Annotated in this window: 26 protein-coding genes and 5 pseudogenes; 10 read left to right on the top strand and 21 right to left on the bottom strand. The window is 70.5% G+C overall.

The annotated features are described in order from the left end of the window. Positions 1-215 (top strand): annotated as a pseudogene (locus Q1A87_RS14755) (hypothetical protein); the annotation flags it as partial. 21 nt (positions 216-236) lie between these two features. Further along, positions 237-440: pseudogene (locus Q1A87_RS14750) on the top strand (hypothetical protein); the annotation flags it as partial. Between the two features lie 747 nt (positions 441-1,187). Here the strand turns inward: Q1A87_RS14750 and Q1A87_RS14745 are convergent. Then, complete coding sequence (locus Q1A87_RS14745; protein WP_299652722.1) at positions 1,188-2,159, bottom strand: sugar phosphate isomerase/epimerase; 972 nt, start codon at positions 2,157-2,159, stop codon at positions 1,188-1,190. A gap of 486 nt (positions 2,160-2,645) precedes the next feature. Between Q1A87_RS14745 and Q1A87_RS14740 the strand changes: the two genes are divergently transcribed. Together Q1A87_RS14740 and Q1A87_RS14735 are read left to right on the top strand one after the other, a co-directional pair. Beyond that, on the top strand, positions 2,646-3,590 hold the full coding sequence (locus Q1A87_RS14740) for an ABC transporter ATP-binding protein (protein WP_299652719.1): 945 nt from the start codon (positions 2,646-2,648) through the stop codon (positions 3,588-3,590). After that, on the top strand, positions 3,587-4,348 hold the full coding sequence (locus Q1A87_RS14735; RefSeq protein WP_299652716.1) for an ABC transporter permease: 762 nt from the start codon (positions 3,587-3,589) through the stop codon (positions 4,346-4,348). The genes Q1A87_RS14740 and Q1A87_RS14735 overlap by 4 nt, the downstream gene beginning before the upstream one ends. Positions 4,349-4,749: 401 nt before the next feature. On the opposite strand, the gene Q1A87_RS14730 is transcribed toward Q1A87_RS14735, so the two are convergent. Both Q1A87_RS14730 and Q1A87_RS14725 read right to left on the bottom strand, forming a co-directional pair. Beyond that, positions 4,750-6,018: a D-tagatose-bisphosphate aldolase, class II, non-catalytic subunit gene (locus tag Q1A87_RS14730; protein WP_299652713.1), complete on the bottom strand. Its 1,269-nt coding sequence runs from the start codon at positions 6,016-6,018 to the stop codon at positions 4,750-4,752. Then, positions 6,015-6,995 carry a sugar kinase gene (locus Q1A87_RS14725; RefSeq protein WP_299652710.1) on the bottom strand — a complete coding sequence of 327 codons (981 nt, stop codon included), beginning with the start codon at positions 6,993-6,995 and terminating at the stop codon, positions 6,015-6,017. The genes Q1A87_RS14730 and Q1A87_RS14725 overlap by 4 nt, the downstream gene beginning before the upstream one ends. 385 nt (positions 6,996-7,380) lie before the next feature. Here Q1A87_RS14725 and Q1A87_RS14720 point away from each other — a divergent pair, with 385 nt between their 5' ends. The 4 genes from Q1A87_RS14720 to Q1A87_RS14705 all read left to right on the top strand — a co-directional run bounded on the left by Q1A87_RS14720 (position 7,381) and on the right by Q1A87_RS14705 (position 11,150). Then, entirely contained in the window at positions 7,381-8,379 is a 999-nt protein-coding gene (locus Q1A87_RS14720; protein ID WP_299652707.1) for an ABC transporter substrate-binding protein, read from the top strand. A gap of 2 nt (positions 8,380-8,381) precedes the next feature. Continuing rightward, positions 8,382-9,383: a ribose ABC transporter gene (locus Q1A87_RS14715; protein WP_299652704.1), complete on the top strand. Its 1,002-nt coding sequence runs from the start codon at positions 8,382-8,384 to the stop codon at positions 9,381-9,383. Continuing rightward, positions 9,380-10,120 (top strand): ATP-binding cassette domain-containing protein, encoded by a 741-nt coding sequence (locus Q1A87_RS14710; protein ID WP_299652701.1) that lies wholly within the window; start codon positions 9,380-9,382, stop codon positions 10,118-10,120. Before Q1A87_RS14715 ends, Q1A87_RS14710 begins: the two co-directional genes overlap by 4 nt. 301 nt (positions 10,121-10,421) lie before the next feature. Then, entirely contained in the window at positions 10,422-11,150 is a 729-nt protein-coding gene (locus Q1A87_RS14705) for an SDR family oxidoreductase (protein ID WP_299652698.1), read from the top strand. A 170-nt stretch (positions 11,151-11,320) separates the two neighbouring features. Here the strand turns inward: Q1A87_RS14705 and Q1A87_RS14700 are convergent, their stop codons facing one another. Continuing rightward, positions 11,321-12,100, bottom strand: a complete 780-nt coding sequence (locus Q1A87_RS14700; protein WP_299652695.1) for an SDR family oxidoreductase — start codon at positions 12,098-12,100, stop codon at positions 11,321-11,323. 19 nt (positions 12,101-12,119) lie between these two features. After that, a complete protein-coding gene (locus tag Q1A87_RS14695) occupies positions 12,120-12,902 on the bottom strand; it encodes an L-iditol 2-dehydrogenase (protein ID WP_299652692.1) in 783 nt (260 codons plus the stop codon). Positions 12,903-13,138: 236 nt separating this feature from the next. On the opposite strand from Q1A87_RS14695, the gene Q1A87_RS14690 reads away from it, so the two are divergent. Further along, a complete protein-coding gene (locus tag Q1A87_RS14690; RefSeq protein WP_299652689.1) occupies positions 13,139-13,594 on the top strand; it encodes a hypothetical protein in 456 nt (151 codons plus the stop codon). Positions 13,595-13,631: 37 nt separating this feature from the next. Here Q1A87_RS14690 and Q1A87_RS14685 read toward each other — a convergent pair whose 3' ends face one another. The 6 genes and pseudogenes from Q1A87_RS14685 to Q1A87_RS14660 form a co-directional block, all read right to left on the bottom strand. After that, entirely contained in the window at positions 13,632-14,192 is a 561-nt protein-coding gene (locus Q1A87_RS14685; protein WP_299652686.1) for a ferric reductase-like transmembrane domain-containing protein, read from the bottom strand. Positions 14,193-14,227: 35 nt separating this feature from the next. Next, a pseudogene (locus Q1A87_RS14680) lies at positions 14,228-14,663 on the bottom strand (twin-arginine translocation pathway signal). A 202-nt stretch (positions 14,664-14,865) separates the two neighbouring features. Further along, on the bottom strand, positions 14,866-16,275 hold the full coding sequence (locus Q1A87_RS14675; RefSeq protein WP_299652683.1) for a dihydrolipoyl dehydrogenase: 1,410 nt from the start codon (positions 16,273-16,275) through the stop codon (positions 14,866-14,868). A 373-nt stretch (positions 16,276-16,648) separates the two neighbouring features. Further along, on the bottom strand, positions 16,649-17,506 hold the full coding sequence (locus Q1A87_RS14670; protein WP_299652680.1) for an SDR family oxidoreductase: 858 nt from the start codon (positions 17,504-17,506) through the stop codon (positions 16,649-16,651). A gap of 85 nt (positions 17,507-17,591) precedes the next feature. Beyond that, positions 17,592-18,008 (bottom strand): HIRAN domain-containing protein, encoded by a 417-nt coding sequence (locus Q1A87_RS14665; protein WP_299652677.1) that lies wholly within the window; start codon positions 18,006-18,008, stop codon positions 17,592-17,594. Position 18,009: 1 nt separating this feature from the next. Next, entirely contained in the window at positions 18,010-18,849 is an 840-nt protein-coding gene (locus tag Q1A87_RS14660) for a manganese catalase family protein (protein ID WP_299652674.1), read from the bottom strand. Between the two features lie 377 nt (positions 18,850-19,226). Between Q1A87_RS14660 and Q1A87_RS14655 the strand changes: the two genes are divergently transcribed. Further along, positions 19,227-20,147, top strand: coding sequence for an NADP-dependent oxidoreductase (locus Q1A87_RS14655; RefSeq protein ID WP_299652671.1), 921 nt, complete (start codon positions 19,227-19,229; stop codon positions 20,145-20,147). A gap of 386 nt (positions 20,148-20,533) precedes the next feature. On the opposite strand, the gene Q1A87_RS14650 is transcribed toward Q1A87_RS14655, so the two are convergent. The 10 genes and pseudogenes from Q1A87_RS14650 to Q1A87_RS14615 all read right to left on the bottom strand — a co-directional run bounded on the left by Q1A87_RS14650 (position 20,534) and on the right by Q1A87_RS14615 (position 25,428). Further along, on the bottom strand, positions 20,534-20,854 hold the full coding sequence (locus Q1A87_RS14650) for a hypothetical protein (protein ID WP_299652668.1): 321 nt from the start codon (positions 20,852-20,854) through the stop codon (positions 20,534-20,536). A 252-nt stretch (positions 20,855-21,106) separates the two neighbouring features. Then, positions 21,107-21,316, bottom strand: a complete 210-nt coding sequence (locus Q1A87_RS14645; RefSeq protein WP_299652665.1) for a hypothetical protein — start codon at positions 21,314-21,316, stop codon at positions 21,107-21,109. A 70-nt stretch (positions 21,317-21,386) separates the two neighbouring features. Further along, positions 21,387-21,608, bottom strand: a pseudogene (locus Q1A87_RS24215) (glycosyltransferase family 9 protein); the annotation flags it as partial. Between the two features lie 73 nt (positions 21,609-21,681). Beyond that, a complete protein-coding gene (locus Q1A87_RS14640) occupies positions 21,682-22,251 on the bottom strand; it encodes a hypothetical protein (RefSeq protein WP_299652662.1) in 570 nt (189 codons plus the stop codon). Between the two features lie 2 nt (positions 22,252-22,253). Further along, positions 22,254-22,820 (bottom strand): glycosyltransferase family 9 protein, encoded by a 567-nt coding sequence (locus Q1A87_RS14635; protein WP_299652659.1) that lies wholly within the window; start codon positions 22,818-22,820, stop codon positions 22,254-22,256. A 550-nt stretch (positions 22,821-23,370) separates the two neighbouring features. Then, positions 23,371-23,760 carry a hypothetical protein gene (locus Q1A87_RS14630; protein ID WP_299652656.1) on the bottom strand — a complete coding sequence of 130 codons (390 nt, stop codon included), beginning with the start codon at positions 23,758-23,760 and terminating at the stop codon, positions 23,371-23,373. Next, on the bottom strand, positions 23,718-24,182 hold the full coding sequence (locus Q1A87_RS14625; protein ID WP_299652653.1) for a PfkB family carbohydrate kinase: 465 nt from the start codon (positions 24,180-24,182) through the stop codon (positions 23,718-23,720). The genes Q1A87_RS14630 and Q1A87_RS14625 overlap by 43 nt, the downstream gene beginning before the upstream one ends. 21 nt (positions 24,183-24,203) lie before the next feature. Continuing rightward, entirely contained in the window at positions 24,204-24,740 is a 537-nt protein-coding gene (locus Q1A87_RS14620; protein WP_299652650.1) for an SIS domain-containing protein, read from the bottom strand. Between the two features lie 184 nt (positions 24,741-24,924). Further along, a pseudogene (locus tag Q1A87_RS24210) lies at positions 24,925-25,053 on the bottom strand (glycosyltransferase); the annotation flags it as partial. A 123-nt stretch (positions 25,054-25,176) separates the two neighbouring features. Beyond that, a complete protein-coding gene (locus tag Q1A87_RS14615) occupies positions 25,177-25,428 on the bottom strand; it encodes a hypothetical protein (RefSeq protein WP_299652646.1) in 252 nt (83 codons plus the stop codon). Positions 25,429-25,712: the final 284 nt, after the last annotated feature.

Raw genomic sequence — 25,712 nt, 5'->3', positions numbered from 1 at the left:
CCACCAGCCCGGCCGCACGCTGCGCCGAGCCAAAGGCTCCGCGCGCGGCCTCCTACACCACAGGGTGGGACACTATCCGCGACTTCGAACGTCAGGTCGCAGAACTCCAGATTCGCGCCGCCGCGCTGAACGGCCATACAGCGCTCGGCATACCCACCACAGAGCCCACCTCCCCCGCCCCAGGGATCGCTGAGACACCCCTGAAGGCTTATTGAAGCCGCTCGGAGGTAGTAGAGATGACGGATGGGAAGCTCGAAGGAGCCGCGTGCGCGGAGAGTTCAGGTGTCGGAGCGACTGCGGCTCCGGGACAGGAGCGGCGGATGACGGCAGGCCGCAAGCGGTACGCGGTGCTGCGGGTTCTGCGTGGTGAGCCGCTGGAGATCGTGGCGCGGGCGCTTGTAGTGACGGCGGCGGATCTGAATGGCTGGCGCGATGCGTTTCATCCCCGAGACGGTCAACGCGATGTGGGACGAGCCATGTCGCGCCATTGATCCGAGCGACAATGGCGAGTGATATGACCACGACCTTCACCGTCGAGCACGGCCAAGTCGCGGTATTCGCAGGGCGCCCGAGGTCTATGCGGAAACGGTACGCGAACTGCACGCGAAGATCGGTAAGCTCTTAACTGCGGACGATTTTCGTCCAGAAAGCTCAAGCTTTGGGGCAGGATGTAGGACGCGAGGGACGTTGAAGCAGCGTTGGAGCCTTGGACGTCTAGGACAAGCAACGGTTTTCGATGTCGAGAATACAAGGCCGACGGCAAGCCGACCGCATGTAGGTGCACCGAGGGAGGCCAAGCCGTGGGACCATCGAAAGCCGTCCCTTTTCAGGATTGTGGCGCGCCCCTTGGAGGGGTTGGCCCGAAAGCATTCTCTTTCTTCAAATCCCGCTCCCGGTCTCCCGAAAGATAGGCCGCGAATCCGCAAGGGGTGCAGGTGTGAAGCCACATCCGATCGATAGAACCGGATGGCGATTTCCCCTCCTCGAACTGCCAATGCGCGATCCAGGCAGGTCCGCCGCAATATGGGCAAGGCCGTTCTCGATCACTTCTGATCAAAACAACGCCTCTTCGCTTTCGTATCCGGGTCGAAACAGGGTGCCAGGGCTGTCATGGGAAACGTTCGTACCGAAGGCAGGTCATGCCCGGAATGCGGGCCCGCGCCTGTGGCGCGGACCCGCAATCGTCCTCAGCGCGCGCGGCGGCGGAGGACGCCCAGGCCGACAAGACCGCCGGCGAGCAGCGGCAGGCCGGCCGGAAGCGGGACCGGCGCCGGCTCGGGCAGGTTCTCCGCGAGGTAGGTCCGGCCGGTCGAGATGACCTCGAACGGGTCGGGCGGGAAATCGTGCTCGATGATGAACCACTCCGCCCCCGCATCGAGCGCGGCGGGCAGAACGGAGCCCCAGTCCACGAGACCTTCGCCCACGGCGGCAAAGTCGAAGCCAAGCGCCTCGCTACCTCCGGCGGTCGGCCCGGGATCCGCGGGATCGGCCAGATCCTTGGCGTGGATCGAAATGACCTTGCCGTCGAGCCGTTGCAGCAGCGCGGTCGGATCGACCCCCGCGCGCTCCGCCCAGCCGACGTCGACCTGCGCCTTCAGGTTGGGGCCGCCGGCCGCGATCGCGATCTCGTAGCCGGTCGAGCCGTCCACCGCGACAAGGTCGAAATCGTGGTTGTGATACCCGAATGTCAGTCCCTCCTCGGCGAGGCGGTCGGCATAGCCGCCGAGCTCACGGCCGAGCGCCCCCCATCCCGCCGCGTCCGCGGGGCGGTCGTCGGGCACGAGGTACGGCATCACGACAGTGTCGTTGCCGAGCGTCCGCTGCCGCGCGATCACGGAGGCCAAGCCATTCGCCGCGTCGGCACGCAGATCCGCGAGCCCGACATGGTCGGAGATGGCCGTCAGTCCCGCCGCGTCGAGAACCGCCCTGGCATCCGACGCCGCGCCGAGGCCGCCATAGGCTTCCACGTAATCGACGCCGGCATCCTTGATGATCCGCATCTGCTCCTCGAGGGTCCCGAAGGCCCTGAGCGAGTAGGTCTGCGCCGCGATCTGCGGGCCCATCGTCGCGGCGGCCGCGGTGTTCGCCCCCGCGACGGCGAGCATGCCGGCCGCGGCCGTCATGGCTGTCTGCCGAAACGTCCTGAAGTGTGGTGTCATGGTGATCCTCCCTGTTGGTGGCCGTGTGGCCGGTTGCCTGCCTCGTTCATGGGGCAACCCCGACTGCGCGAGCTTGTCGGGCGACCGCCGGTATGGGCTGTCTACGAGGACGAAGGGCCGGAGCATTCGGAAACGGACCCGGCAGGAAGTCAGATCTTATCTCCAACCTTGCTATATAACCTTTCGTCACGTCGAGGCCGGTATTCCCATTGCTGCCAACAATGCGGCCGGCCCGCAAGTTCTGTGGCACTGTCGTGGACCGACAGGCTTCTTGCTTGGCCCGCATCTGCGTCGTGCTGCTCAACATCTACCGCCCTCAGGCGCTGGTCGAGCTGCGGGCGATCCTCGCCGACAATCCGGTATCGTTCCGGGCGAAGGCCGCGTCATGAAAGTTCGAACATTCTGAACGACGGGCATACCCAACCTTGGGGATGGCGAAGCGTCGGCCGGCATGCGAACGGTGGCGCCAGCCGAAAGGACCCCGCCATGACCGATCCCATCGTCAGCGTCCGCAAGCTCGTGAAGCGGTACGCAAGCGGGTTCGAGGCGCTCAAGGGCGTGGATCTCGATATCGCGGAGGGCGAGATACTCGCGCTTCTCGGTCCGAACGGCGCCGGGAAGACGACGTTGATCTCGGCAATCTGCGGAATCACGACGCCCACGGAGGGCACGATCACGGCGGGTGGCCACGACACTGTGCGTGACTTCCGCGCAGCCCGTGCGTTGATCGGTCTCGTCCCTCAGGAGATCAACCTCGAGCCCTTCGAGCCGGTAGCAAGCACGGTCGCCTTTTCGCGTGGGCTGTTCGGCAAGCCCCGCGATCCGAAATTGATCGCTCGAATCCTGGACAGCCTGTCTCTCGGCGACAAGGCCACCGCGCGGGTACGCGAACTCTCCGGCGGCATGAAGCGGCGCGTCCTGATCGCCAAGGCTCTCTCCCATGAGCCCCGCGTCCTTTTCCTGGACGAGCCGACGGCAGGCGTCGACGTCGAACTGCGCCGCGGCATGTGGGAGATCGTCGCCGACCTCAAGCGGCAGGGCGTCACGATCATTCTGACGACCCACTACATCGAGGAGGCGGAGGCCATCGCCGACCGCATCGCCGTCATCGACGGAGGTCGCATCCTCCTCGTGGAGGATAAGGCAGCCCTGATGGCGCGGATGGGCCAGAAGGTTCTGCACGTCGCGCTGACTGCGAGGCTGGAGACGGTCCCCGAGATGCTTTCCGCCTACGACCTGTCGCTGTCCGAGGACGGGTACAGCCTGATCTATACCTACGACACGCGAGCCACGCGGACGGGCGTCGTGCGCCTTCTGGCCGCCATCGACGCGGCGGGCCTGCAGGTGGCCGACGTGACGACGCGGGAATCGTCGCTGGAGGAGATCTTCGTCGGCCTGACCCGTCATGAACCCGAGGGAGACGTCGCATGAACCTCGCCGCGATCCGGGCGATCTATGCCTTCGAGATGCAGCGCTTCTTCCGCACTCTGGCGCAATCGGTCGTCTCGCCCGTGCTGTCGACGTCGCTCTACTTCGTCGTGTTCGGCGCGGCCATCGGCAGCCGGATCGAGACGGTCGAAGGCATTCCCTACGGCGCCTTCATCGTGCCGGGTCTCATCATGCTCACGGTCCTGACGCAGGCCACGTCGAACGCGTCCTTCGGCATCTACTTTCCGAAGTTCATCGGCACGATCGACGAGATCCTGTCGGCCCCCCTCTCATTCATCGAGATCACCATCGGCTACGTCGGAGCGGCGGCGACGAAGGCCCTCTTCATCGGTCTCATCATCCTGGCCACGGCCTTCTTCTTCGTGGACCTTACGATCCTGCACCCGGTCTGGATGCTGGTCTTCCTGATCCTGACCTGCGTGTCCTTCGCGCTTCTCGGCTTCATCATCGGCATCTGGGCTGACAACTTCGAGAAGCTTCAGCTGGTGCCGCTCCTCGTCATCACGCCACTCGTCTTCCTCGGCGGCAGCTTCTACTCCATCTCGATGCTGCCCCCGGCCTGGCAGACGGTGACGCTGTTCAATCCGGTCGTCTATCTGGTGTCCGGCTTCCGCTGGTCCTTCTTCGGGGAGGCGGACGTGGCGATCGGGCTCAGCGTAGCGATGATCCTGCTATTCCTCACCCTCTGCCTCGGCACGATCTGGTGGATCTTCAGAACCGGCTGGAAGCTGCGGAAGTAGACGAGCGGTGGTGGCGTACTCTCGCTATGGGTCGCGCTCTCGACATGAGTGTCGGCGAATGCCGATCGGAACGCTGACCTAGGCGGATGGACTGCTCCGAAGCCATTAGACGTTCGATTGTCAGCCGCCCGTCGAAGCCGACGCCGGCAAGACCCGCCTGCCCCGCTACGTGGTGACCAGGGGCGGACCGACGGCGCGGGATAGCGCGGATCATCCGGGCGCCCGACCCGGCGCCGCCGGCAGGTCGAAACCGCGGCGGCCTGCATAGCCGCCGTGCCGGGACAACGCGTCGATGACCAGTTGCACCCGATCGAGGGCCGCCACTGCCACGTTCGACGCCGCGACACCGACCCGCCTGCCGAAATGAAAGAGGCCGGTCGCGTGGTCGACAAAGCACGCCGCTACCCCGCCGGGCGACAGGCCGCGAGATACGCGTCGAGCCGGTCTGCAACGTGATTCAGGACGACGGCCTCCGCGTCGAACGGGCGGTCGGCGAGGTGCGCCGCGCCCGGCAGATGCTGCCACAGGAGCGGGCGCGGCACGTGTCGTCCGTCCAAAGCCGCGACGAGACGTTCGACGGCGGCTTCGGCCTCGGGACGGGCCCAGTAGTAGCGGATGCGGTCCGACAGCGAATAGTGCCGCATCCAGGCGTCCTCGGCGGCTTCCCCGTAATGCCGCGACCAATGTTCCGGCGCGGACGTCATCAGCGCCTCCATCGCGCGCATCAACGGCCGGTCGCCGTAACCGGGCAGGAGGTCCGACGCGATCAGGTCGAGCGCGTAGAGCGCCTCGCGCAGGGCGAAGGTCAGCTCCGGTCCCACCTTCAGGATCGCGAACCCGTCCGCCACGAGGCGCGCGAGCGGTCCGGTCCCCTGGTAATCGGTCGAGTGGGCCTCGAAGACGAAGCCGGGTTCCTCGTCGAGGACCCGGGCGAGCCCCCGCGCCGCGTCCGGGTCGTAGGGAACGACGTTGCGGTTGCCGAACTCGACGCCCGGCTGCACGACCACCGCGACGACGCGCGCCATCGCCGCCCCCAGCCCCTCGGCCGCGAAGCGTGCCCGGTGGACGGCGATGGTGCGCCGTGCGGCCTCCGGCGCGGTGACCGCGACGCTGTCGAGCGCGTGGTCCGCGCCCCCGGGCGGCGGCACCTCGGTCCCGATCACGTAGACCGGGCGCGGGGAACCGTCCTCGGTGACGGCATCCTCCGCGGCCCGCGCAAGGCGGGCGGCCCGGATCGCGGTCGTCTCGTCGTCGAGCGCCGCAGGCTCCCCGGCGCAGCCCATGGAAGCGTCGAGATGGATCTTGCGGAAGCCCGCCGCGACATAGGCCTCCACCATCCGCACGGCCTCCGCCATCGCTTCCTCGGCCGACCGGTCGCGCCAGGGATTCGGGCCGAGATGGTCGCCGCCAAGGACAATCCGCTCCTCCGGGCAGTCCTCTTGGGCGGCGATCTCGCGCACCAGGCGGGCGAAGTCGGCGGGGCGCATCCCGGTATAGCCGCCCTCGTGGTTCACTTGGTTGCAGGTCGCCTCGATCAGCACCGTCGCCTCGCTCTCCCGTCCGTGCCGAAGCGCCGCGCGCAGGACGAGCGGATGGGCCGAGCAGACCGAGGTGATACCCCTCGGGCGGCCGTCGCGGCGGTGGCGTGCGAAATCGTCGAGCAATGTCACGAAGCCCTCCTCGGGGTACCGGCGATGAAGGCGTCGAGCTCCGCGCGGGTGGCCGCACCCTCCATCGGCCCGCGAACGGCGACGTTGCACGCGCCCGCGGCGCAGGCATAGTCGAGCGCGCGCTTCGGCGCCATCCCGAGGCGCCGGCAGGTCAGGTAGGCCGCGCCGAAGCAATCTCCCGCGCCGGTCGGATCGACCTCCGGGACGGCGAAGGCCGCGGCGTCGTGGCGGATGCCGCCCGGCAGGAACAACGTGGCGCCCCCCGCGCCGCGTTTCAGCACGACCTCGCCCACCCCGCGCGCGTGCAGCGCCGCGACCGCCGCCTCGGGCATCGCGATTCCGGCGGCCCGGGAAAGCTCCTCGCCCGAGGGCAGACAGAGCGCGGCGCGATCGACGAGGTCCGCGAAGAGCGCCTCCGTTTCCGCGTCGTGGGCGATTTCCTTGCGGAGGTTCGGATCGACGGAGAGCGACCCGCCCCGCCCGAGGACGATGTCCGCCGCACGGACGATGACATCGCGCGCCGCTTGCATCGACAGGGCGGTGCCCATGACGTGCAGGTGCCCCGCGCGGCGGACCAGCGCCTCGACCGCGTCGGACCAGCCGAAGCGGGCGGCGGCGGAATGGGCGATGTTGTAGACGAAGTCGCGCGCGCCGTCCGGGCGGTAGCGCACGAATGCGGAGCCGGTGGGGCGGTCCGGATCCACGGCGACGCCACTCAGGTCGGCGCCGTCCTGACGCAGGCGGTCGAGATTGACCGCGCCGAAATCGTCGTCGCCGACCGCGCCGATCATCGCGGCCTGCCCGCCGAGCCGGGCGCATTGGTCAATGAAGATGGCCGGCGCACCGCTCGGATAGGGCCCGGTCAGGTCCAGAACCTCCCGGAAGCCCGCGCCGGGACGGCTGGCGACGAGCTCAACCAGGATCTCGCCGGCGCAGATCGTCGGCCCGAGCGCGTCCGGAGCGAGCGCACGTGTCATTCCGGCCCTCCGTGGCGTGTCCCTGAACCTGCCGGGAAAGGCCCGCCTGCCGCGATGGAGCGGATCGACATCCTCCGGCCCGACGGTTTCATTCGAGACCCCTGCATCGTCGCTCCCCCGGCCTAATCCCTGACCGTTACCGTCCTTCGCGGAAGGCGCAAACCCGTTCGGCGAAAATCCCGCCCCGATCCGGTCGTACGGCACGACCGGGTTGCCAGGGAACCGGCGCGGGGCGGTGCCACGACCCGGTCCCGGGCCGCAGGCCCACGAGAGCGGACGCCTCCGGTTCGGCCGCCATCTCCACAGCAAGCCTGTTGACCCCCGCCAGTAACCGGCAGAGCATCCGGCCAGGTCCGGGAGGGACCGACCACCAGGGAGGAACAGGATGCACACCAATCTCTTTCGTGCGGCGCTGGTCGCCGCCATCGGACTCGGCGCCGCGCCCGTCATCGCGCAGGACGACCCGCTGCCGGTGCCACCCGAGGACATCTCGATCACGCTGATCCCCGGCCTGACGACCGACGCGTTCTACATCACGATGAACCGCGGCGCACAGGCGGCGGCCGAGGCGCTCGGTATCGAGGTGAACTTCCAGGGAGCGGAGGAGTTCGACCCCGTGCTCCAGACCCCCGTGCTCGACGCCGTGATCGCGCGGCAGCCCGACGCGCTGCTCATCGCGCCGACCGACAGCACGCAGCTCATCGAGCCGCTGCGTCGCGCCGACGAGGCCGGCATCCCGGTCATCACCGTGGACACCTTCGTGGACGACGGCCAGTATCAAGACGGCGCGGGCGATGCCGACTTCCCGCTCGCCTACATCGCCTCCGACAACGTGATGGGCGGGCGCATGGCCGCGCGCGCGATGGCCGACGCGATCGGCGGCGCGGGCAAGGTCTACGTCGCCCACCTCCGGCCCGGGGTCTCGACGATGGATCAGCGGGAGGAGGGCTTCAAGGCCGAGATGGCGGAGAACTACCCCGACGTCGAGGTGCTCGACACCCAGTACAACGAGAACGACGCCTCGCAGGCCGCCTCGCAGTTCCAGGCCGTGCTCGCGCGCAACCCCGACATCAAGGGCGTGTTCGGCGCCAACCTGTTCTCCGCCCTCGGCGCCTCGAACGGCGTGGCGGCGGCGAACATGAACGATCAGGTGACGATGATCGCCTTCGACGCGCCGCCCTCGATCACCAACAACCTCTCCTCTGGTCAGGTCGACGCCGTCATCGCCCAGCACCCCGCCGAAATCGGCTTCTACGGCGTGATGACCGCCTTCGCGGTGATCCAGGGCCAGTCGGTCCCGACCCAGATCGGTACCGGCTTCACCGTCATCACGGCGGACAACGTGAACGACGAGGACATCCAGAAGTTCATCTACGCGGAATGAGCATGAATGCGTCCGCGAACGGGGCTTCCTTCTGGAAGCCCCTGCTCAACCTGTGGTCCTGGCTGTTCCTCGCCCTGATCCTCGTCTTCTTCGAGATCTACGCGCAGGTGGAGGTCGGGACGACGTTCCTGTTCCGCGTCTATTCGCTGCAATCGCTCGCCATCGCGGCGGCGCAGATCCTGCTTCTCGCGCTCGGGCTGACGCTCGTCGTAGTGGCGGGCCATATCGACCTTTCCATCGCCTTCAGCTCCGGTTTCGCCGCCGTGACCATGGCGCTCGTCGTCAACATGTTCGGCGCCGATGGCGGCGTCCTGGCGCTCCTCGCGGGGCTCGCCGCCGGCATCCTGGCGGGCGTGAGCGTCGGCGTCGTGAACGGCTGGCTCGTCTCGCGCCTCGACGTGCCGAGCTTCATCGGAACGCTCGGCACCTACGGCATCGCCCGCGGCGCGGCGCTGATCGTGGCGGGCGGCGCGGTCGTGTCGATCCAGAACGAGGCGGCGCGGACCTTCGGCAACGGCAACGTCCTCGGCGTGCCGATCCCGGTCCTGCTCGCTGTCGTGCTGGCACTCGTCTGCCACTACATTCTAACCTATACGCGCTTCGGCGTGCATACCTACGCGCTCGGCGCGAGCCGCGCCTCGGTCGAGCGGGCGGGCGTCGACGTGAAGCGGCACCTGATGATCCTGTTCGTGATCTCGTCCGTCACCGCCGCCATCGGCGGGCTCGTCTATACCGGACGCTTCTCGGCGGGCGCCGCCAATGCGGGCGAGCCGATCCTGCTCTACGCAGTCGCCGCGGTCTTCATCGGCGGCGCTTCCCTCACCGGCGGGCAGGGCACGATCACCGGCACCGTCGTCGGCTCGCTCATCATCGCCGTGATCCAGTTCGGTCTCGTCTTCTCCGGCCTGCCCCCCTACTGGCAGTTCATCGCGGTCGGCTTCGTGATCATCGTCGCGGTCATCGTCGACCAGTCCCGCGACCGCCTGACCGGAGCCCGATCGTGAGCGCGCTCCTCGAGGTCGAGGGCCTGCGCAAGCGCTTCGGCGGCAACGAGGCGGTGAGCGACGTCTCCTTCGCGGTCGGCCCCGGTGAATGCGTGGTGCTCGCCGGCGACAACGGCGCGGGCAAGTCCACGGTGATCAAGATGGTCTCCGGCGTCTATCAGCCCACCTCCGGGGAGGTCCGCTTCAAGGGACGCCGCCTGACCGGGTCCTTCCCCGAGGCGGTGCGCGGCGCGGGAATCGAGACAATCTATCAGGACCTCGCGCTCGCCGACAATCTGGACCCCGGGCTGAACCTCTATCTCGGCCGGGAAAAGACGACGCGCGTGCTAGGCTTGCCCGTCCTCGACCGCCGCGCCATGCGCGCGGACGCCGCGCGGGTGATGAAGGGCCTCGGGATCGAGCTGCCGGACCCCCGCGCCTCGGTGCGCGAACTCTCCGGCGGACAGCGGCAGGCCATCGCCATCGCCCGCGCGATCCACTGGGAGGCGGAGCTCGTCATCATGGACGAGCCGACCGCCGCGCTCGGCGTGCCCGAGCAGCGCGAGGTCATGGCCCTGATCGAACGGCTCAAGGCGCGCGGCGTCGGGATCATCCTGATCTCGCACAACCTGCCCGACATCTTCGCCGCCGCCGACCGGATCATCGTGCTCGCGCGTGGCAAGGTCGCGGGCGAGCGCCGTCCGGCGGAGACCAGCGACGAGGAGGTCGTGCGCCTGATGATGGGCGCGCAGGAATGAGGCGAGCGTTGCAGGCGCCGGGCCCGGCCGTTCCCTCGGGTCGAAACGGCCGGATCGGCGGTGAGCTCGCGGCTTCGCTCCCCGCGGCGAGCGAAGCGGGCGGCTTCCGGCCCGTCCTCTTTGGGGGCGGCGTCGGCAGGGATGTGGGTCGGCGCGTCCGCGGGCCGATCGCCTGCGCGAGCGACAGGCGTGCCGGGACCCTGCCCGTCCGGCGCGGCCGCACATCCAACTGCCCGACGGCGCGGGATATCGCGGGGCATGCGGCGGCTGGTCCGGCGGCACGATGGAAGGACGAAGGCACATGACACGATTCGGTGGGGGCGCGATCCTCGTGACGGGCGCATCGGGCGGGATCGGCGGCGCGACCGTGCGGCAGCTCCGCGCGAAGGGCGCGGACGTGATCGCGGCGGGGCGCGACGCCGGCAAGCTCGCGGCGCTCGCCGACGAGACCGGCTGCCGCAGCCTCGCCTTCGCGCTCGAGGCGGAGGAAGAGGTCGCGGCCGCGCTCGACGGGCTCGACCTCTGGGGACTGGTGAATTGCGGCGGTTTCGGCGGCGAGATCGCCACGCCGATGGAGACCGACATCGCGGTCTTCGACAAGGTCATCGCGGTCAACACCCGCGGCGCGCTTCTCGCGACGAAATACGCCGCGCAGTCGATGATCCGTCTTGGACGGGGCGGCGCCATCGTCAACGTGTCGAGCCAGGCCGCGCTCGTGGGGCTGAAGGGCCACGTCTCCTACACGGCATCGAAGGCGGCGCTCGACGGCATCACCCGGGTCTCCGCACTCGAACTGGGCCCGCACGGGATCCGCGTGAACAGCGTCAATCCGACGGTCGTGATGACGCCCATGTCCACGTGGTACTGGGGCCGCCCGGAGATCGAGGGGCCGTTCCTCGAGACGATGCCGCTCGGCCGCTGGGCGACGGAGGACGACATCGCCGCGCCGATCGTGTTCCTCCTCTCCGACGGGGCGGCGATGATCTCGGGCGTCACGCTGCCCATCGACGGGGGCTTCTCCGCCGTCTGAACGCGCGGCGGCGGGGCGCCTTCGCCGCATGGTTTCGTTCGGAGAAAGGACGCGTGAGGGGACGACGTTCCGGTTCCGCAGGCCTGGCGGCCCGGAACCGAAACGCCGCAATCCGGGCCCGCTCCGACCGGCACCCTGTAGGGCCCGGCCCCGCCGGCGGTCCGGGGCGCTCAGACCGTCCGCAACATGCCGCCGTCGACATGGACCGCGCTTCCGACGAGATAGCTGGCCCGCGCCGAGCAGAGGAACACGCAGAAGTCGGCGAGTTCCTCGACGCTCGCGAAGCGCCGGATCGGCGCGTGCTCGTCGGCGACCTCCTGCAGGTAGTCCTCCCATTTCTCGCCCCTGAGCTCGCGCGCGGTGTTCTCCCAGTCGGGCGTGCGGACGAGCCCGGGATTGACCGTGTTCACGCGGATGTTCCGGCCGATCATCTCCGTCGACAGGCATTTCGAGAACATCATCAGCGCCGCCTTGGTGGTGTTATAGATCGGCTCGTACCAGAGCGGCTGAACGGCGCAGATCGACGCGTTCATCAGCATCGCACCGCCGCCCCGGGCCTCCATCTGCGGGGCTAGCCCGCGCGACAGCCGCACCGCCGCCATCACGTGCAGGTTCCAGAACTCGAGCCATTTCTCGTCGGGCGCGTCCATGACCGTCTCGTTCGACCCGGTGCCGGCATTCGAGACGAAAATATCCGCGCCGCCCATCTCGGCGGCGGCGGCTACGATCGCCGCGCAGCCTTCGGCCGTGGCCACGTCGGACGCGATTCCCCGCGCCGCCACGCCGAATTCCGACGCGATCTCCTCGGCCGCCCGCGCGACGGCGGATTGCGTCCGCGCGGTGATGAGGACATCGGCCCCTTCCCGCGCGAAGGCACGCGCGATGCCCAGGCCTATTCCCCGGCTTCCCCCGGTGACGACCGCGCGTTTCCCGTTCAGTCCCAGATCCATCGGTTCATCCCCCGCCCTATCAGCTCATCCATTGTCCGCCATCGACGTTGAAGCATTGCGAGACGATGTAGTCCGCCTCCTCGGTGGCCAGGAAGATCGCCATCCCGGTCAGGTCCTCGGCCGTCCCCATCCGGCCGTAGGGCACACTCGCGCCGACTTCCTTCTTCTTCTGGCCCGGCGCCTTGTTCTCGTAGCGGGCGAAGAAAGCGTCGACGCCGTCCCAATGCTCGCCGTCGACGACGCCGGGGGCGATGGCGTTCACGTTGATGCCGTGTTCGATCAGGTTCAGCCCGGCCGACTGGGTGAGCGAGATCACCGCGGCCTTGGTGGCGCAGTAGACCGCCACCAGCGGCTCACCGCGCCGGCCGGCCTGGCTGGCCATGTTGATGATCTTTCCCCCCTGCCCGCGCGCGATCATGTGGCGCGCGACGGCCTGCATCGTGAACAGCGTTCCGGCGACGTTGACGGAGAACAGCCTGTCGTAATCGGCGCGGGTGATCTCGACCAGCGGCGCAGCCGAGAACAGCGCCGCGTTGTTGACGAGGATGTCGATATGGCCCAGCCCCTCGATCGCAGCCGCGACGCCCCGGTCGATGCTGTCCTGGTCGGTCACGTCCATCTCCACCGCAATGCCCGCCTCGCCGAGCGCGGCGACGGCCGCGCGGGCGCGCGCGATGTCGATGTCGGCGATGGCGACGCGGGCCCCCTCGCGCGCATAGGCCTGCGCGAAGGAAAGGCCGATGCCGCGGGCGGCCCCGGTGATGAGAGCTGTCCTGCCCTCGAGGCGGCGTTTCTGTTCCATGCGGGCTCCTTTTCGACCTTTGGGGCCGATGTGGAACAACGCGGCGGGCGACGCCAGACCACAAGGCGACCTCGTTCTGAACCATCGATGCCAGGGCGTTGACCGGATCGCCTGCCTTAACGGTTTTTACGTCATTGGCGAGAATTCAGAGAACGGCCCGGCCCAGACCGGATCGAACCCGGACCGTCGGAAGAGGTGTCCCATTGCTCACTCTTGAAGTCTGGAATCCATTCATCATGCTGCCCCTGGCTCTCGGCGGCGTTCTGGCAAGCTGGCGGTTCACCGTCCGGTCCGCGTTGCGGCGCGTGACCTACGTTCTGTACGTCACGATCCTGCAGGTCATGTTCCGGGCGTCCGTCGGTATCATCTTCACGGTCGAAATCGAGCCGAACTCCCAGGTGCTGGGGCTTCTCGGCTGCCTCGTCGTCGCCGGCATGGGGCTCTACTGCCTTGCGGCGGCGCGCTCGAACCATATTCGCGGAACCACCGCCCGGGCCTGGCTCGCCTTCTTGCCGCCGCTCGGTCTCTGGCTCTGCCTGAAGCGTGGCGGCGCAGCGCCCGGCGAGCGAGCCGGGCTGCTCGGCCGGATCGCCCTCTACGTCACGGACACGGCGCTGATCCTGCTGGCGATCTATCTGACGTTCCATTCCAACGAAGCCGCCTATCTCGTCGTCAGGCATCTCGTTCCCTGACCCGGCCGCAACGGAAGGTTGTCGCCGCCCTAGGCAATCACCGCCGCAGGGCCCCGAGGCGCGTCCGCGCCACGGCGGCGACGGCGACGAGAAGGGCGGCGGCGCAGAGTGCCCATTTGCTCATCGCCTCCATCGTCCCCTCGATCTGCACCGCGTGGACGATTGTTCCGAGGACGACGACCAGCGCCAGGGCGTTGTGGATCGCAGCCCATCTGGCCGGCCGGAGCCGCATCCGACCGCGCAGCGCCACCAGCAGCCCGGTCAGCACCACCGCCCACATCGCGATCACGCCCCAGACGGAGAACGGTGTCGGCGAGCGCAGGAGCAGGGCGTCGATCGCGTCGGGCGGGCTGGCGATCAGCAGGCCGCCCACATGGATCGCCACGAGAGTGACAAGCGTGGCCCCGACCCGGCGATGCCAGCGCCGCATCCGCGCCAACCGCGCCCCGGGGAGCCAGCCCGCCGCCAGAAGCGGCTGCACGAACAGCAGGCCCAGCCCCAGCACGCCGGCAAGGCTCGCGGCCACGTAGGGCGCACTGCGATAGGCGTGGAACGGGCTCGCCGCGGCGATCAGGAAGGGCACCGCGACGACGAGCACCGCCGCCCCCCAGGCGAGGGCCGTGCGGGCCGGGATCACACGGGGGCGAGAACGAAATGGGCTTCGAGGCTCGCGTCGCGCGCCGACGCCATCACCGGACGCAGGAACACCGTCCCGAAAGCCGCGCCGTCGAAATCGGAATCGTAGGCAAGGTGGCCGTGCGGCTGGCCGAAGGCGGGCACGATCTGCGGCATCTCCATCCGGAACGTGCCGTCGGCATCGGTGAGGGTCGCCCCGTGGCTCTCCGGATCGCTCTCGTAGCCTTCGGTGGTGTGGGCCCAGACCTGAATCCGCGCATCCCGGACCGGGGCCCCGTCGCCGGCGCGGCGCACCGACCCGGTCATAAGGAACCCGCCCCCGCCGATGCGCTCGACCAAGGGGCGCGCCGGGCCGGTAATTGTTGGCGCCACCCCGCATCGTCGGCGTGGGCGCCAGACCCTGCGCCGCCGCCGGGCGAAGGATCGCGGGCATGGCGAGCCCGGTGGCCGCTGCGGCGGCGCCTGCGATGATCGTGCGGCGGGAGGCGAGAATGGCCATGCCGGAGCTCCTGCGTGTCATGTCTCTCTCGACGGTATCACGGTCAGATAACCGCGCCTACGGGCCGGGCAACGCATCGCACGGGGTCGTGAAGGCATGTCCGCCGTCTCGACAGGCCGTGCCTGCGCCCCCTGCCCTACGCCCCGGGCGGATCGCCGCTGTCCCGGCTGCTGCGCGCGGAGATTTGCGGCGCGGCGCAGATCGCGCGCAGTGCCGGCTTCAGCCCCTCCTCGAGCGTCGGATGGTAGATCGGCAGATCGAGGAGCGCGGACGCCGTCTCACCCCGCGACAACGCCAGCACCAGCAGATGCGCCATGTGATCGGCCCCCGGCGCGAACAGTTCCGCCCCCGTCAGCCGGCCGTCCGGCGCGGCGGCGTAAAGGCGGACGAGGCCCTGCGCCCGCGCCTCCACCCGCGCCCGGCCCTGATCGGCGTAGGAGGCGGTGCCGACGATGCTGTCCGCCGCGGCCGGCGCGCCGAGGACGGCGAAGGGCGGGTCGGTGAAGGTCAGGCGGAACGGGACGCTGCGCGCGACGGGCGTGACGTCGGGCCAGGCGGCGGCGTTGCGCCCGGCGCGCGTACCCTCGTCGGAGGCTTCGTGCAGGACCGGGCGGTCGCCGTTCACGTCGCCGGCCACGAAGACGGGCGCGTCGCCGCATTGCAGGGTCGTCGGGTCGAACGCGGGCAAGCCCGTCTCGTCGAGCGCGAGCGCCGCGGCGACCAGGTCGAGCCCGTCGAGCTGCGGCGGCCGGCCGGCCGCGACGAGGACCCGCTCGAAGCGGGCCTCCCCCGCCGACGCCCCCGACCAGGAGAGACGGGCCTCGTCCCCCTCCCGCGCGGCCTCGACCTCGACGCCGAGATGGAGCGTCACCTCCGCCCCGAGGATCTCCTCGAGCGCGGCCTGAACCTCCGCGTCCTCGGACCCGCCCAGCGTCTCCGCATGGTCGAAAAGACAGGTCTCGACGCCGAGCCGGGCCATGGCCTGCGCCAGCTCCAGCCCGATGGCCCCGCCGCCGATGACCGCGAGCGAGCGCGGAAGGTCCGCGATCTCGAAGACGGTCCGGTTCGTCAGGACGAGATCCCCCAGAGCCTCGAACGGCGCGGGCACCATCGGATAGGCCCCCGCCGCGACGACGACCGCCCGGGCAAAGACCACGTCGCCCCTGTCGAGTTCGAGCCGCGTCGGCCCGGTGAACCGCGCCCGGCCCTTCAGGCACGTCCCCGCCGGCAGATCGTCGAAGGCGCCCCGCGTGGCCGCGGCGAAGCGGTCGCGTTCCTTGCGCAGTCGCGCCATGACCGCAGGACCGTCGACCGTCACGCCGCCGGGCTCGACTCCGAAGATTGACGCGCGGCGAACGCCATGCGCCGCATCCGCCGCGGCGATGAGCAGCTTCGAGGGCATGCAGCCGACCGTCGCGCAGACCGTTCCGCCGAAGCTCTCGTCGATCAGCCGCGTCGTCGCGCCGCCCTCTCGCGCGGCGCGTTCCGCCGCCAGCCCCGCCGTGCCGGCGCCGATCACGGCCACGTCGCAGGAATGTTCCGCCAAGTCGTACCTCCCTCGGACAATCGTGCCGTATGGCCGGGGGACGTGACTGTTCCGGTCCTCGGCCTTGCACCGGATCGACCCGAAACGTCGCGACAGGTTCCGACCGACACGCGGAATCGCGACCGTCTGCCACGCCAGCAAGCCGGCCAGACCCGGATCGGCGTGCAGGACGCGGCTGGAGAAAGGCTTACCCCATTCCGAACCACGGAAAGGGCAGTCCCCGGCCGCGGGTGGGGGCAAAGCCCCCGCCCTGGGGGGCGGACGGGGGCTGCCCGACCTGACGGCCAGGCACAGGCGCGCTCGAAAAATCGGCCTGGCCGTCATTGTTGCTATTGACCCCGCTGACGGCACGCCGGGCAAGTCCCGGCACGTGTCAGATGAATGGCCGCCCGCCCGTCACGGGGATGGTCGCGCCGATGATGTAGCTCGACTCGTCGCTGGCGAGCATCACGTAGGGCGGGGCCAGCTCCCTCGGTTGCGCGGCGCGACCGAGCGGCGTGTTGCTGCCGAAGCTCTTGACCTTCTCCGGCGGCATCGTCGCGGGGATGAGCGGCGTCCAGACCGGCCCCGGCGCCACGCCGTTCACGCGGATGCCCCGCTCGGCCAGCATCGCGCCCAGCCCGGCGATCATGTCCCGGATCGTGCCCTTCGTCGTGGCATAGGGCAGCAGGCCGGGGCTCGGCTGGTCGGCGTTGATCGAGTTCGTCGCGATGATCGACCCGCCCGCCTGCATGTGCGGCAGCGCGGCCTTCACGAGGTAGAAGAACGGGTCCACGTTCACCGCGAAGGTCTTGCGCCATTCCGCGTCGGTGATGTCCTCGAACTTCTCGAAATGCGCCTGATGGGCGGCGTTGCTGACCAGCACGTCGATCCGCCCGAAGGCCTGCGCCGCCTCGTCGATCACCTTGCGGCAATGCGCCGGATCGCTGAGGTCGCCGGGCACCAGCACCGCCTGCCGGCCCGCCGCCTCGACCAACCGGGCCGTCTCGCGGGCATCCTCCTCCTCGTCGAGATAGGATATCAGGACGTCGGCGCCCTCGCGCGCAAAGGCGATGGCCACGGCGCGTCCGATGCCGCTGTCGCCGCCGGTGATGATCGTCTTCTTGTCCTTCAGCCGGTCGTGGCCGACATAGCTGTCCTCGCCGTGATCCGGACGGGGGTCCATCTTTTCGGTCGTGCCCGGCATCGGCTGCTTCTGCTCGGGCTGCGGGGGTTCGGGGGCGTCTTGCATCGGGGATCTCCCTGTCTTGAGTCAAAAGGGCCGCCCCGCTCCGTCGGGCGCGGCATGTCGCGAACGAAGGCTCGACACCCGCCCCTCAGGCGGGAAGGACGATCGCCACGTCGAGCAGGATGTCCGGCCGCTCGGGCGTGCCCCTGACGACACGCAACCGGCTCTCGGCCGCCACGCCGGCATCCATCAGGTTGGCCAGCGCTTGGTTGTGGACGCGCGGCACGTAGCCTAGCTTGCGCTGTCCGTCCGGCGTCCAGACGGAGATCGCGCGCGCATCGTAGCTGTGCTCCGGCTCGCGGCGCAGTTGCAGCCGGTCGCCCGCGGCGAGCGCGGGCGCATGAGCCGGGGCCTCGTAGCGTTCGGTTCCGGCGAGATGGGTGGACAGGAGCGGCAGGCTGCGCCCGCCGCCCGCCGCGGACGCCGAGGCGCCGCCGATCCCCAGTCCGAGGCCGGCGGAGCCCGCCCCCGCGGCGGCGAGGAAGGTTCTGCGTGACGTGCTCATCTCACTGGTCCGGAAGCTGCGAAGTCTGCGGATAGGTTCCCGGCCGCGGGGCGGGCGGGGTCGGCACGTCGCCCATCGGCTCCATCGCCCGCGTGGTGAAGGTGCCCTTGCCGTCGACGGACTCGCCCTCGCTCCAGCGGCCGGCCGGCGGCTCGGCGCCGTCGGCGGTGAAGCCGAGGAAGGCGTAGCTGAACTCCTGGTTCTCCTCGGCCTGCGGGAAGGAGTTCGGCACCGGCATCTGCGGGTTTTCGGCCTCCAGCTCCTCGAGCACGGCCTTCCACTGGTTCTGGTGCATCGTGTCCCGCGCGATCAGATAGGCCAGCATCTCCCGCATGCCCGCATCGTTCGTCATGTGGTAGAGCCGCGTCGCCAGCGTCCGGCCCGTGCCCTCGGCGGTGATGTTGGCGTACATGTCGCCAGCGATGTTGCCGGAGGCGTAGATGTGGCTCATGTCGAACGGCACGCCGTCGGCATCGACGGGCAGCGCGCCCAGACCGGCCGACAGGAACTGGCGGAAGTTGCGTCCGCCCATGATCGAACCGACCGCGGCGTCGGCGGCCCCCTCTTCCTGAAGCTCCAGCGGCGCGCCCTCGAGGTTCAGCGCGACGGCGGTGGCCAGCATCTCGATATGGCCGAGCTCTTCGGCGGCGGTATTGAGCAACAGGTCGCGGTAGCGCGCGGAGCCTAGCCCCTTCATGCCCCAGGCCTGGAACATGTACTGCATCGCGACCCGGATCTCGCCCTCGACCCCGCCGATCGCCTGTTGCAGGGCGCGCGCGAAGACGGGGCTCGGGGTCTCCACCCGCACCGGAAACTGAAGCTTGTAATCCGTGTAGAACATGGCGCGCATTCCCCTGCGATGACGCGAAGGAACGTTCGATCCGGGGCTAGGTTCCGGCAACCGGTCCGCCCGGAAACCCGCGTACGCAACCGCGCCGTGGAACCCCTCGCCCCCCCTCCCGGCCCCGGGTCCCGAGCACGGACCCGCGCCCGTCCGAAACGTCGTTTCCGCCGCCGGTCCGCGATCCAGTCAGTTCGGTCGCGGGCGGCGTCCCTGCGCGGTGCCGTAGCGGGCCGCGAGACGGGTCGGGGATGGCCGGAACGGCGTCACCGGACCGGCGGCGGAACATCCGGCCGGCCCGCCTGTTCAGGACGGACCCGTTCGGGACGTCCCTGCCTGCGCAGGGACCCGCCCGGACGCAACAGAGGTGACGCAGCATGTCCACGACCATCCGCATCCACGAATTCGGCGCCTCCGACGTCCTTCGGACGGAGGACCGACCCACGCCCGAGCCGAACTTCGGCGAGGTCCGCATCCGCGTCGGCGCCGCGAGCGTGAACCCGGTGGACTTCAAGACCCGGGCGGGCAGCTATCCGAGGGTCGGCGCGGACGACCTGCCGGTCACGATGGGGCACGACGTCGCCGGCCTGATCGACGCCGTCGGCGAGGGCGTCGAGAGCTTCACCCGCGGCGCGCGGGTCTACGCGATGGTGGATGGCGGCTACGCGCAGCACGTCGTCGTCAGTTCCGGCGACGTCGCCGCCGTGCCCGAGGGGCTGAGCGACGCGGAGGCGGCCGCGATCCCGCTCGCCGCGCTGACCGCGTGGCAGGGGCTGATCGACCATGGCGGGCTCGAAGCGGGGCAGCGCGTCCTGATCCACGGCGGCGCCGGCGGAGTCGGCCATTTCGCCATTCAGATCGCCAAGGCCCGCGGCGCCGAGGTTCTCACGACCGCCTCGGCCGGGGACGCGTCGTTCCTGCGCGAGCTCGGCGCCGACACCGTGATCGACTACAAGGACCAGCGCTTCGAGGACGAGGCGGGCGAGATCGACCTCGTCCTCGACCTGATCGGCGGCGAGACGCAGGAACGGTCCTGGGCCGTGCTCAAGTCCGGCGGCGCGCTGGTCTCGACCCTGCAGGCGCCGTCGGAGGAGAAGGCGCGGGAGAAGGACGCCCGGGTGGCGGTGTTCCTGGTCGAGCCCGACGGCACGCAGCTCGAGGAGATCGGGCGGCTCGTCACCCGGGGCCAGCTCCGGCCGGTCGTCGCCGAGACCTTCCCGCTCGAGCGCGCGGCCGAGGCGCAGGACCGGCTGGAGGCCGGCCATGTCCGCGGCAAGATCGTGCTGACGGTCGCCTGACGGGGCGGGCGAGTGGCGCACCGCGCGTGCAAGACCGTCGTCATACGAAGAGGGCAGCCCCCGGCCGCAGGCGGGGGTAAAGCCCCCGCCCTGGGGGGCGGTCGGGGGCTGCCCGGCGTGTCGCCGGGCGAAACACCAACGCGTAGGATCCGATTACTCGATCCCCTCGCGTCTTACCTACGCACGTCCTTCAGCAACTCCCGCATCGCCACCATGGCGGGCCCGACGATCGTCGAACCCACCACGCCCGGATCGACCCGCAGGACACGGATCGCGCCGGTCCCGCGCGGCCGCCGGCTGTCAACGTGCCACGCCCCGGCCGCCGTGACGAAAACCGTCAGCGTCGGTACACCCAGAGCCGCCGCGATGTGCTGCCCCGCGGATTCCTAGCCCGGATCCGCCTGCCACGTCACCACATCCGCATCCGTGCCCGGCCCGACTTGGCCCTCGGGAAAGTGGAGCACCCGCAGACCCCGGCCGACCAGCGCCGCACAGACCGCCTCCGTCGCCGCCGGCCCCGCCGCGCCGACCCCGCGCGAGAGCAGCACGCGAGGCCCGTCCGCGACCAGAGCGGCGAGCGTCCCCGCCTCGAAGTCCGGCCCGATCAGCTTGGCCGGATTACCGCCGGTGCCGAACCCCGCCGCCATGATCTCCCGGCCATCCGCGCCCATCGCCGCCCGCAGCCGCCACGACCAGACCACATCCACGGGCCGCGGCGGCCGCGGCGTATCCGACGCGACGGCACCGAACCGCCAACCCGCGCACGAGCGGAACCGTAACGGCAAGATCCGCGCCCGACGTCACGCGCGAGAAAAAGCCGATGCGATCCGACGCGCGGGTCGAACCAGCCTCGGTCCCCCGGCCCGCCCGCGCTAGCAGGTCGGCCTCGTCCCCGATCCCCTCGAGCGTCAGGGCCGCATCGAACGCGGCGCAGGCCGGATGCCGATGCGCGAGATCGATCACCTGCGCCAGCGCTTGGTCGCAGGCGCCCCGGCCTGCGTGAACCCGTGGCAGAACGGCTCGACCACGCCGCCGAACAGCGCCCCCGCCGCCCCCTTCGCCTCGTCGAGGGCGAGTGCCGTCAGCCGCGCGACCGCCGCTCGGTTTCCGCGCAACGCGCGCGCGGTCAGCGCTGCGTGATCGGCCTCTCCGACGAACGGCTGGAACACCTTGGTTACAAGACGGCCCGCAGCGACCGGGCAAGCAGCGCGTCCGCCGCCGCGGCGCCCATTGCGACGGCAGTTCCGTGACCGCGAACAGGACGAGCGCCGGCGTGCCGAGCGCCCCGAGCATATGCATCGCCGAGCTGTTGCAGCAGAGCAGGAGCCGTGCGCCCTCCACGAGCGCCACGGCCTCGGCAACGCTGGTCTGCCCGGTCACGTCGCGGCCGCTAGGAATGGCAGCCGCCAGCGCCGCGCCGCGGGCCGTGTCGCCGGGCGCGCCGGTCACGACCACCCGCATCATGTGCCGCCGCGATCCGCACCGCAGCGGCAGCCATCCCCTCGGGCGCGTATTGACGCGCCGCCGCGCTGGCTCAGGGCGACACCAGCAGATACCCGCCCGGCCCGGACGGCCCCGCAAGCGTCCATGCGGCGATGTACGCCTCGTCGGGAACGGCCCGCCGTATCGCCGGATCGCCCGCCGTGAAGCCGGGCGCGCGGGCGAGATCGCGGTTGCGCTCGGCCTGATGGATAGTCCGGTCCCCCTTCGGCAGCCGATGCGTATGCGCGCCGCCCGCCTCGTCGAAGGCGCCCACGACCAAAGGAATGACCGCGCGGCGGCAGACCAGCGCGGCCGGGGGCGGGCTCTGCGCGAAGCTCGTCAGGATCACCGCCCCGTCCCAGCGACCCCCGCCGAGCACCGCCGCCAGCGTCGCAAGCCCAATCCGCGGCAACGCCCGCGCCCCGCCCGCCGCCGCGACCCGTGCCGAGTCGACATGCGGATCGTCGGCGAGCAGGGCCGCGCCGGACGCGAAGGCCAGCACCTTCGCCCGTGCCCGCGGATGCGACCGCGCCAGCGCCAGAATTATCGGCAGCGCCTCGGCCACGTCGCCGAGCCCACCCGGAAGCCCCACGACGAGGAGGCGGCGGACCGGCGGCGCCACGATCACCGCGCCAGCGTGAGCAGGTCGCGTGCCTCGTCCACGCCGCGCCCGAGGCCGGTCGTCCCGAACAGCGCCGCCGGATCCTCCGGGATCGCGGGCGCCCACCCGGCCGGCGCCTCGCGCACGGCGGCCACGACCGAACCGACCTCGATCCCGGCGAGGCACCGGTGATGCCCCTCGAAGCAAACGCTCTTCAGGCAGACGCGGCAGAGCCCGCCGCGGAACAGCCCCCGCCCCCGCCACGGCGCGTGCTGCAAGTTGGTGAGCGCATAGAGATCGACTACCGGCGTGCCGAGCGCCGCGGCGAGATGCGCGGGACCTATATTCATGGTCACGAGAACGGGCGCGCGGACGATCAGCGCGGCAAGTTCCGGCAGGTTCGTCTCCCCCGCCGCCACCGCCCCGGGCAGCGTAGCGAGCGGGGCCACCAGCGCCCCCTCCCCTGCTCCGCCGGTGACGAGGAGGCGCCAGCCGCGATCGCGGGCGAGCCGCCGCACGACCTTCGCCAGCGTGGCGAGCGGCGCGCGGCGTAACGGCGCGCTGACTTTGGGATGCAGGATCACCCTCATCGAGCCCGAGCGCCGCCAGCCGCGCCGCCGTCGCCCGCGTCGCCGCCGTCGGCACGGCCAGCCCCGGCCCCTCCGGCCCGGTCAGGCCCACATGGCCCACGAGGTCGATCTGCCGGCGCGCTTCGTGGCGCAGATGCGTACCGGGTTCGGTCTCGTGAACTCAGTCGGTCAGGAGGCGTAGGGGTTCTCCTGGCAATGCGCGGGCCGGAGCGGAATGCTCGCTGGTTGCGTCGTGAGCGCGGCCGACAGCGGGCTCTGGCTGTGCACGGTGAAGATGGCGGCGGCATCGAAGCGCCCGGCCCGCAGGCGCTCGATTAGCGCGAGATCGCCGGCGGGCGCGCGCTCCGCCCCCTCCTTGGTCTAGGTCACGGAATGCACGATCACCGCGTCCACCGCCGGGATCATCCGCGTCGCCCTGCCCCCGCGGGTGAGGTGAGCAGCGTGACGTGCCGCCCCGGCCCCTTCAGCCCGGCCAGCGCCGGCGCGGTCATCAGCACGTCGCTCATCGCGTCCAGCCGGACGGCCAGCACCCGGCGCGCGGCGGCTCAGCTCACGAGACGCTCCGGGTCACGGGCCGCGGCGCGGCGCTCTCGCGGATGCGCGCGATGATGTCGGTGGTCGAGCGGCCGCGTCGGTAGCGCAGGAGCCGCACCTCGCCGCCCATCGCCTCGACCAGCGCCGCTTGGGGCAGATGCGCACGGTCGTTATCGCCGCCCTCGGCGAACATTTGTGACCGGATCGCCCGGATCAGTGCCTCGGGACTTTCCTCGTCGAAGGCCACGACGTGGTCCACGAAGCCAAGCGCCGTGCGCATCCGCATCCGCCCGGCGCAAGCATTGACCGGCCGGGGCCGGCCCCTTAACCGCCGCACCGACGCATCCGAGTTCACCCCCACGATCAACATATCGCCGAGCGAGCGGGCCTCCTTAGGATACGCCATGTGCCCCTCGTGCAGGATGTCGAAGCAATCATTGTGAAGACGATCCGCCGCACGCGCCGCCCGACCGAATGCCGCCGCCTCCCCCGCCGAGCGCAACACGCCGGCAGGGGGCGGACGACCTGCCCCGCGAGGGCGGCGCGCAATTCCGCCGCGCTGCAGGTCGCGGTGCCGGGCTTGGCGACCGCGACCCCGGCGGCGGCGCAGGCCAGCCGTGCCGCGACGGCGATTCCGGCCCCGGCGGCCAGCGTCAGTGCCAACGCCAATGCCGCCGCGAAAATTTCACCCGCGCCGGTCACGTCCGCCCCCTCGACGTCGCAAGCGGTCGGCAGGTGCAAAGTGCCGCAGCCCGCGCGCAGCACCACCGCCCCGTCCCGGTCGAGCGTCGCAACCGGCGGCGCAGATCTCGTCCATGAGGAGCACATGTACCTCCTTGATGCGCGGCGTCAAATGCGAGGGCACGATGATCGCCCGGACGCAGAGCGGGCGCAGCGCCCCGCCGTCGCGGCCAGAAGCGCCAGCCGCCGCAGCCCGACGCTTTCCGCAGCGTAGAAGGCCGCCAGCTGGTTCGCCGTGGCCCCCGACATGCTGAAGGTTAGGATCACATCCTCCGACCGGCCGAGCGCCAGCACGTCGCGCGCCAGCGCGTCCTCGTAGCCGATATCGTTCGACCGCGCCGTCAGCGTCGCCGCGCACGCGCAGAGCGCGATGGCAGGCAGGCCCCGCCGGCCCGGGATCAGGAACCGGCCGACGAGTTCGGCCACCATGTGCTGCGCATACGCCGCGCTGCCCCCGTTGCCGCGGACGAAGAGCTTGCCGCCGCCCGCGAGGACATCCGCCACCTCCCCCGCCATCCGCGCCGTCGCGGGCGCCAGCGCGTCGCGGCCGAGCTCCAGAAGCCGGGACAACTCGTCGAACCCTGCTGAGGCCGGGACGCGCGATACGCCAGTACGGCAGGCGGGCACCAGGACCGGGGCCGACATCGGGTCCGACAGTTCCCTGAAAGCCGCTTCGCGCCCGTCCGCCACCCGGTGCCAGGTGAACTCCGCCGCAACCCGCGTTTGGCCCCCCCGCGCCCATACGGGCGCGCGGCACCGGCTAGTCATGGAGGCGGGCCAACGCCCGCGCCGCCGCGTCCGGGTCGCGCGGCGCGATGAGGAACCCGGTTCAGCCGTCTACGACGCTGTGCGCGATGCCCCCGACATCGGCCCCAACCATTAATACGCCGCAAGCCATCGCCTCCCGGGGGGTAATCCTGAACGGCTCGTACCTCGGTAGGGTCAGGAACGCGTCGGCGGCGCAGTAATGGTATCACAGCAGGTCGCCAAGCCGCGCCCTCCTCGGCGGCCACCTCCATCAGCCGCGCCAGTTCCGGGTCGGCCGCCGGGTCGAGTCGCGACCCGATCCCGCCCACCACCTTCAGGCGCATATCAAGCGCCCCGCCGCACGGCACCGAGTCACCGCACGGATCGCGTCGTCGACGCCCTTCCTCGGCACCATCCGCCCGACCTGCAGCGCGAGGAACCCGTCCTCCGGCAGCCACAGTACCGCCCGCGGCACCGGTGCAAAAATCGTTGGTTCGACGCCGCAGGGCATCTCCCGGATGCGGGCCGGATCTACGTCGTTGAGCCCGATCACGCCGTCACTGTCCCGCGGACATTCGGCGATCACGAGCGCGCCCTCGCAGATCGCCCGCGCCTCGATTGCCTCGCGCTCGGGCGGGAAGCGGTCCCCCTCGCTCTACGCTAGCTGCCGCACCCGGCCGAGCGCTTGGAAGGTGACGGCGAAGGGCACCCGGGTCGCGGCGGAGACCTCGGCGGCGACGAGCCCCGACAAGGAAAAGTTCGCGCGGATCGGGTCCGGCCGCTCGCCCAGCACCGCGCCTCGGTCCAGGCGGCGAAAGCGCCCATATGGCCCGGCAGAGCCTCCTTCGGGACCGGCGCGGCGGCCCGACG

The sequence above is a fragment of the uncultured Jannaschia sp. genome, from assembly GCF_947494055.1.
Lineage (GTDB): Bacteria > Pseudomonadota > Alphaproteobacteria > Rhodobacterales > Rhodobacteraceae > Jannaschia.
This window is presented reverse-complemented; position numbering and strand designations above follow the sequence as displayed.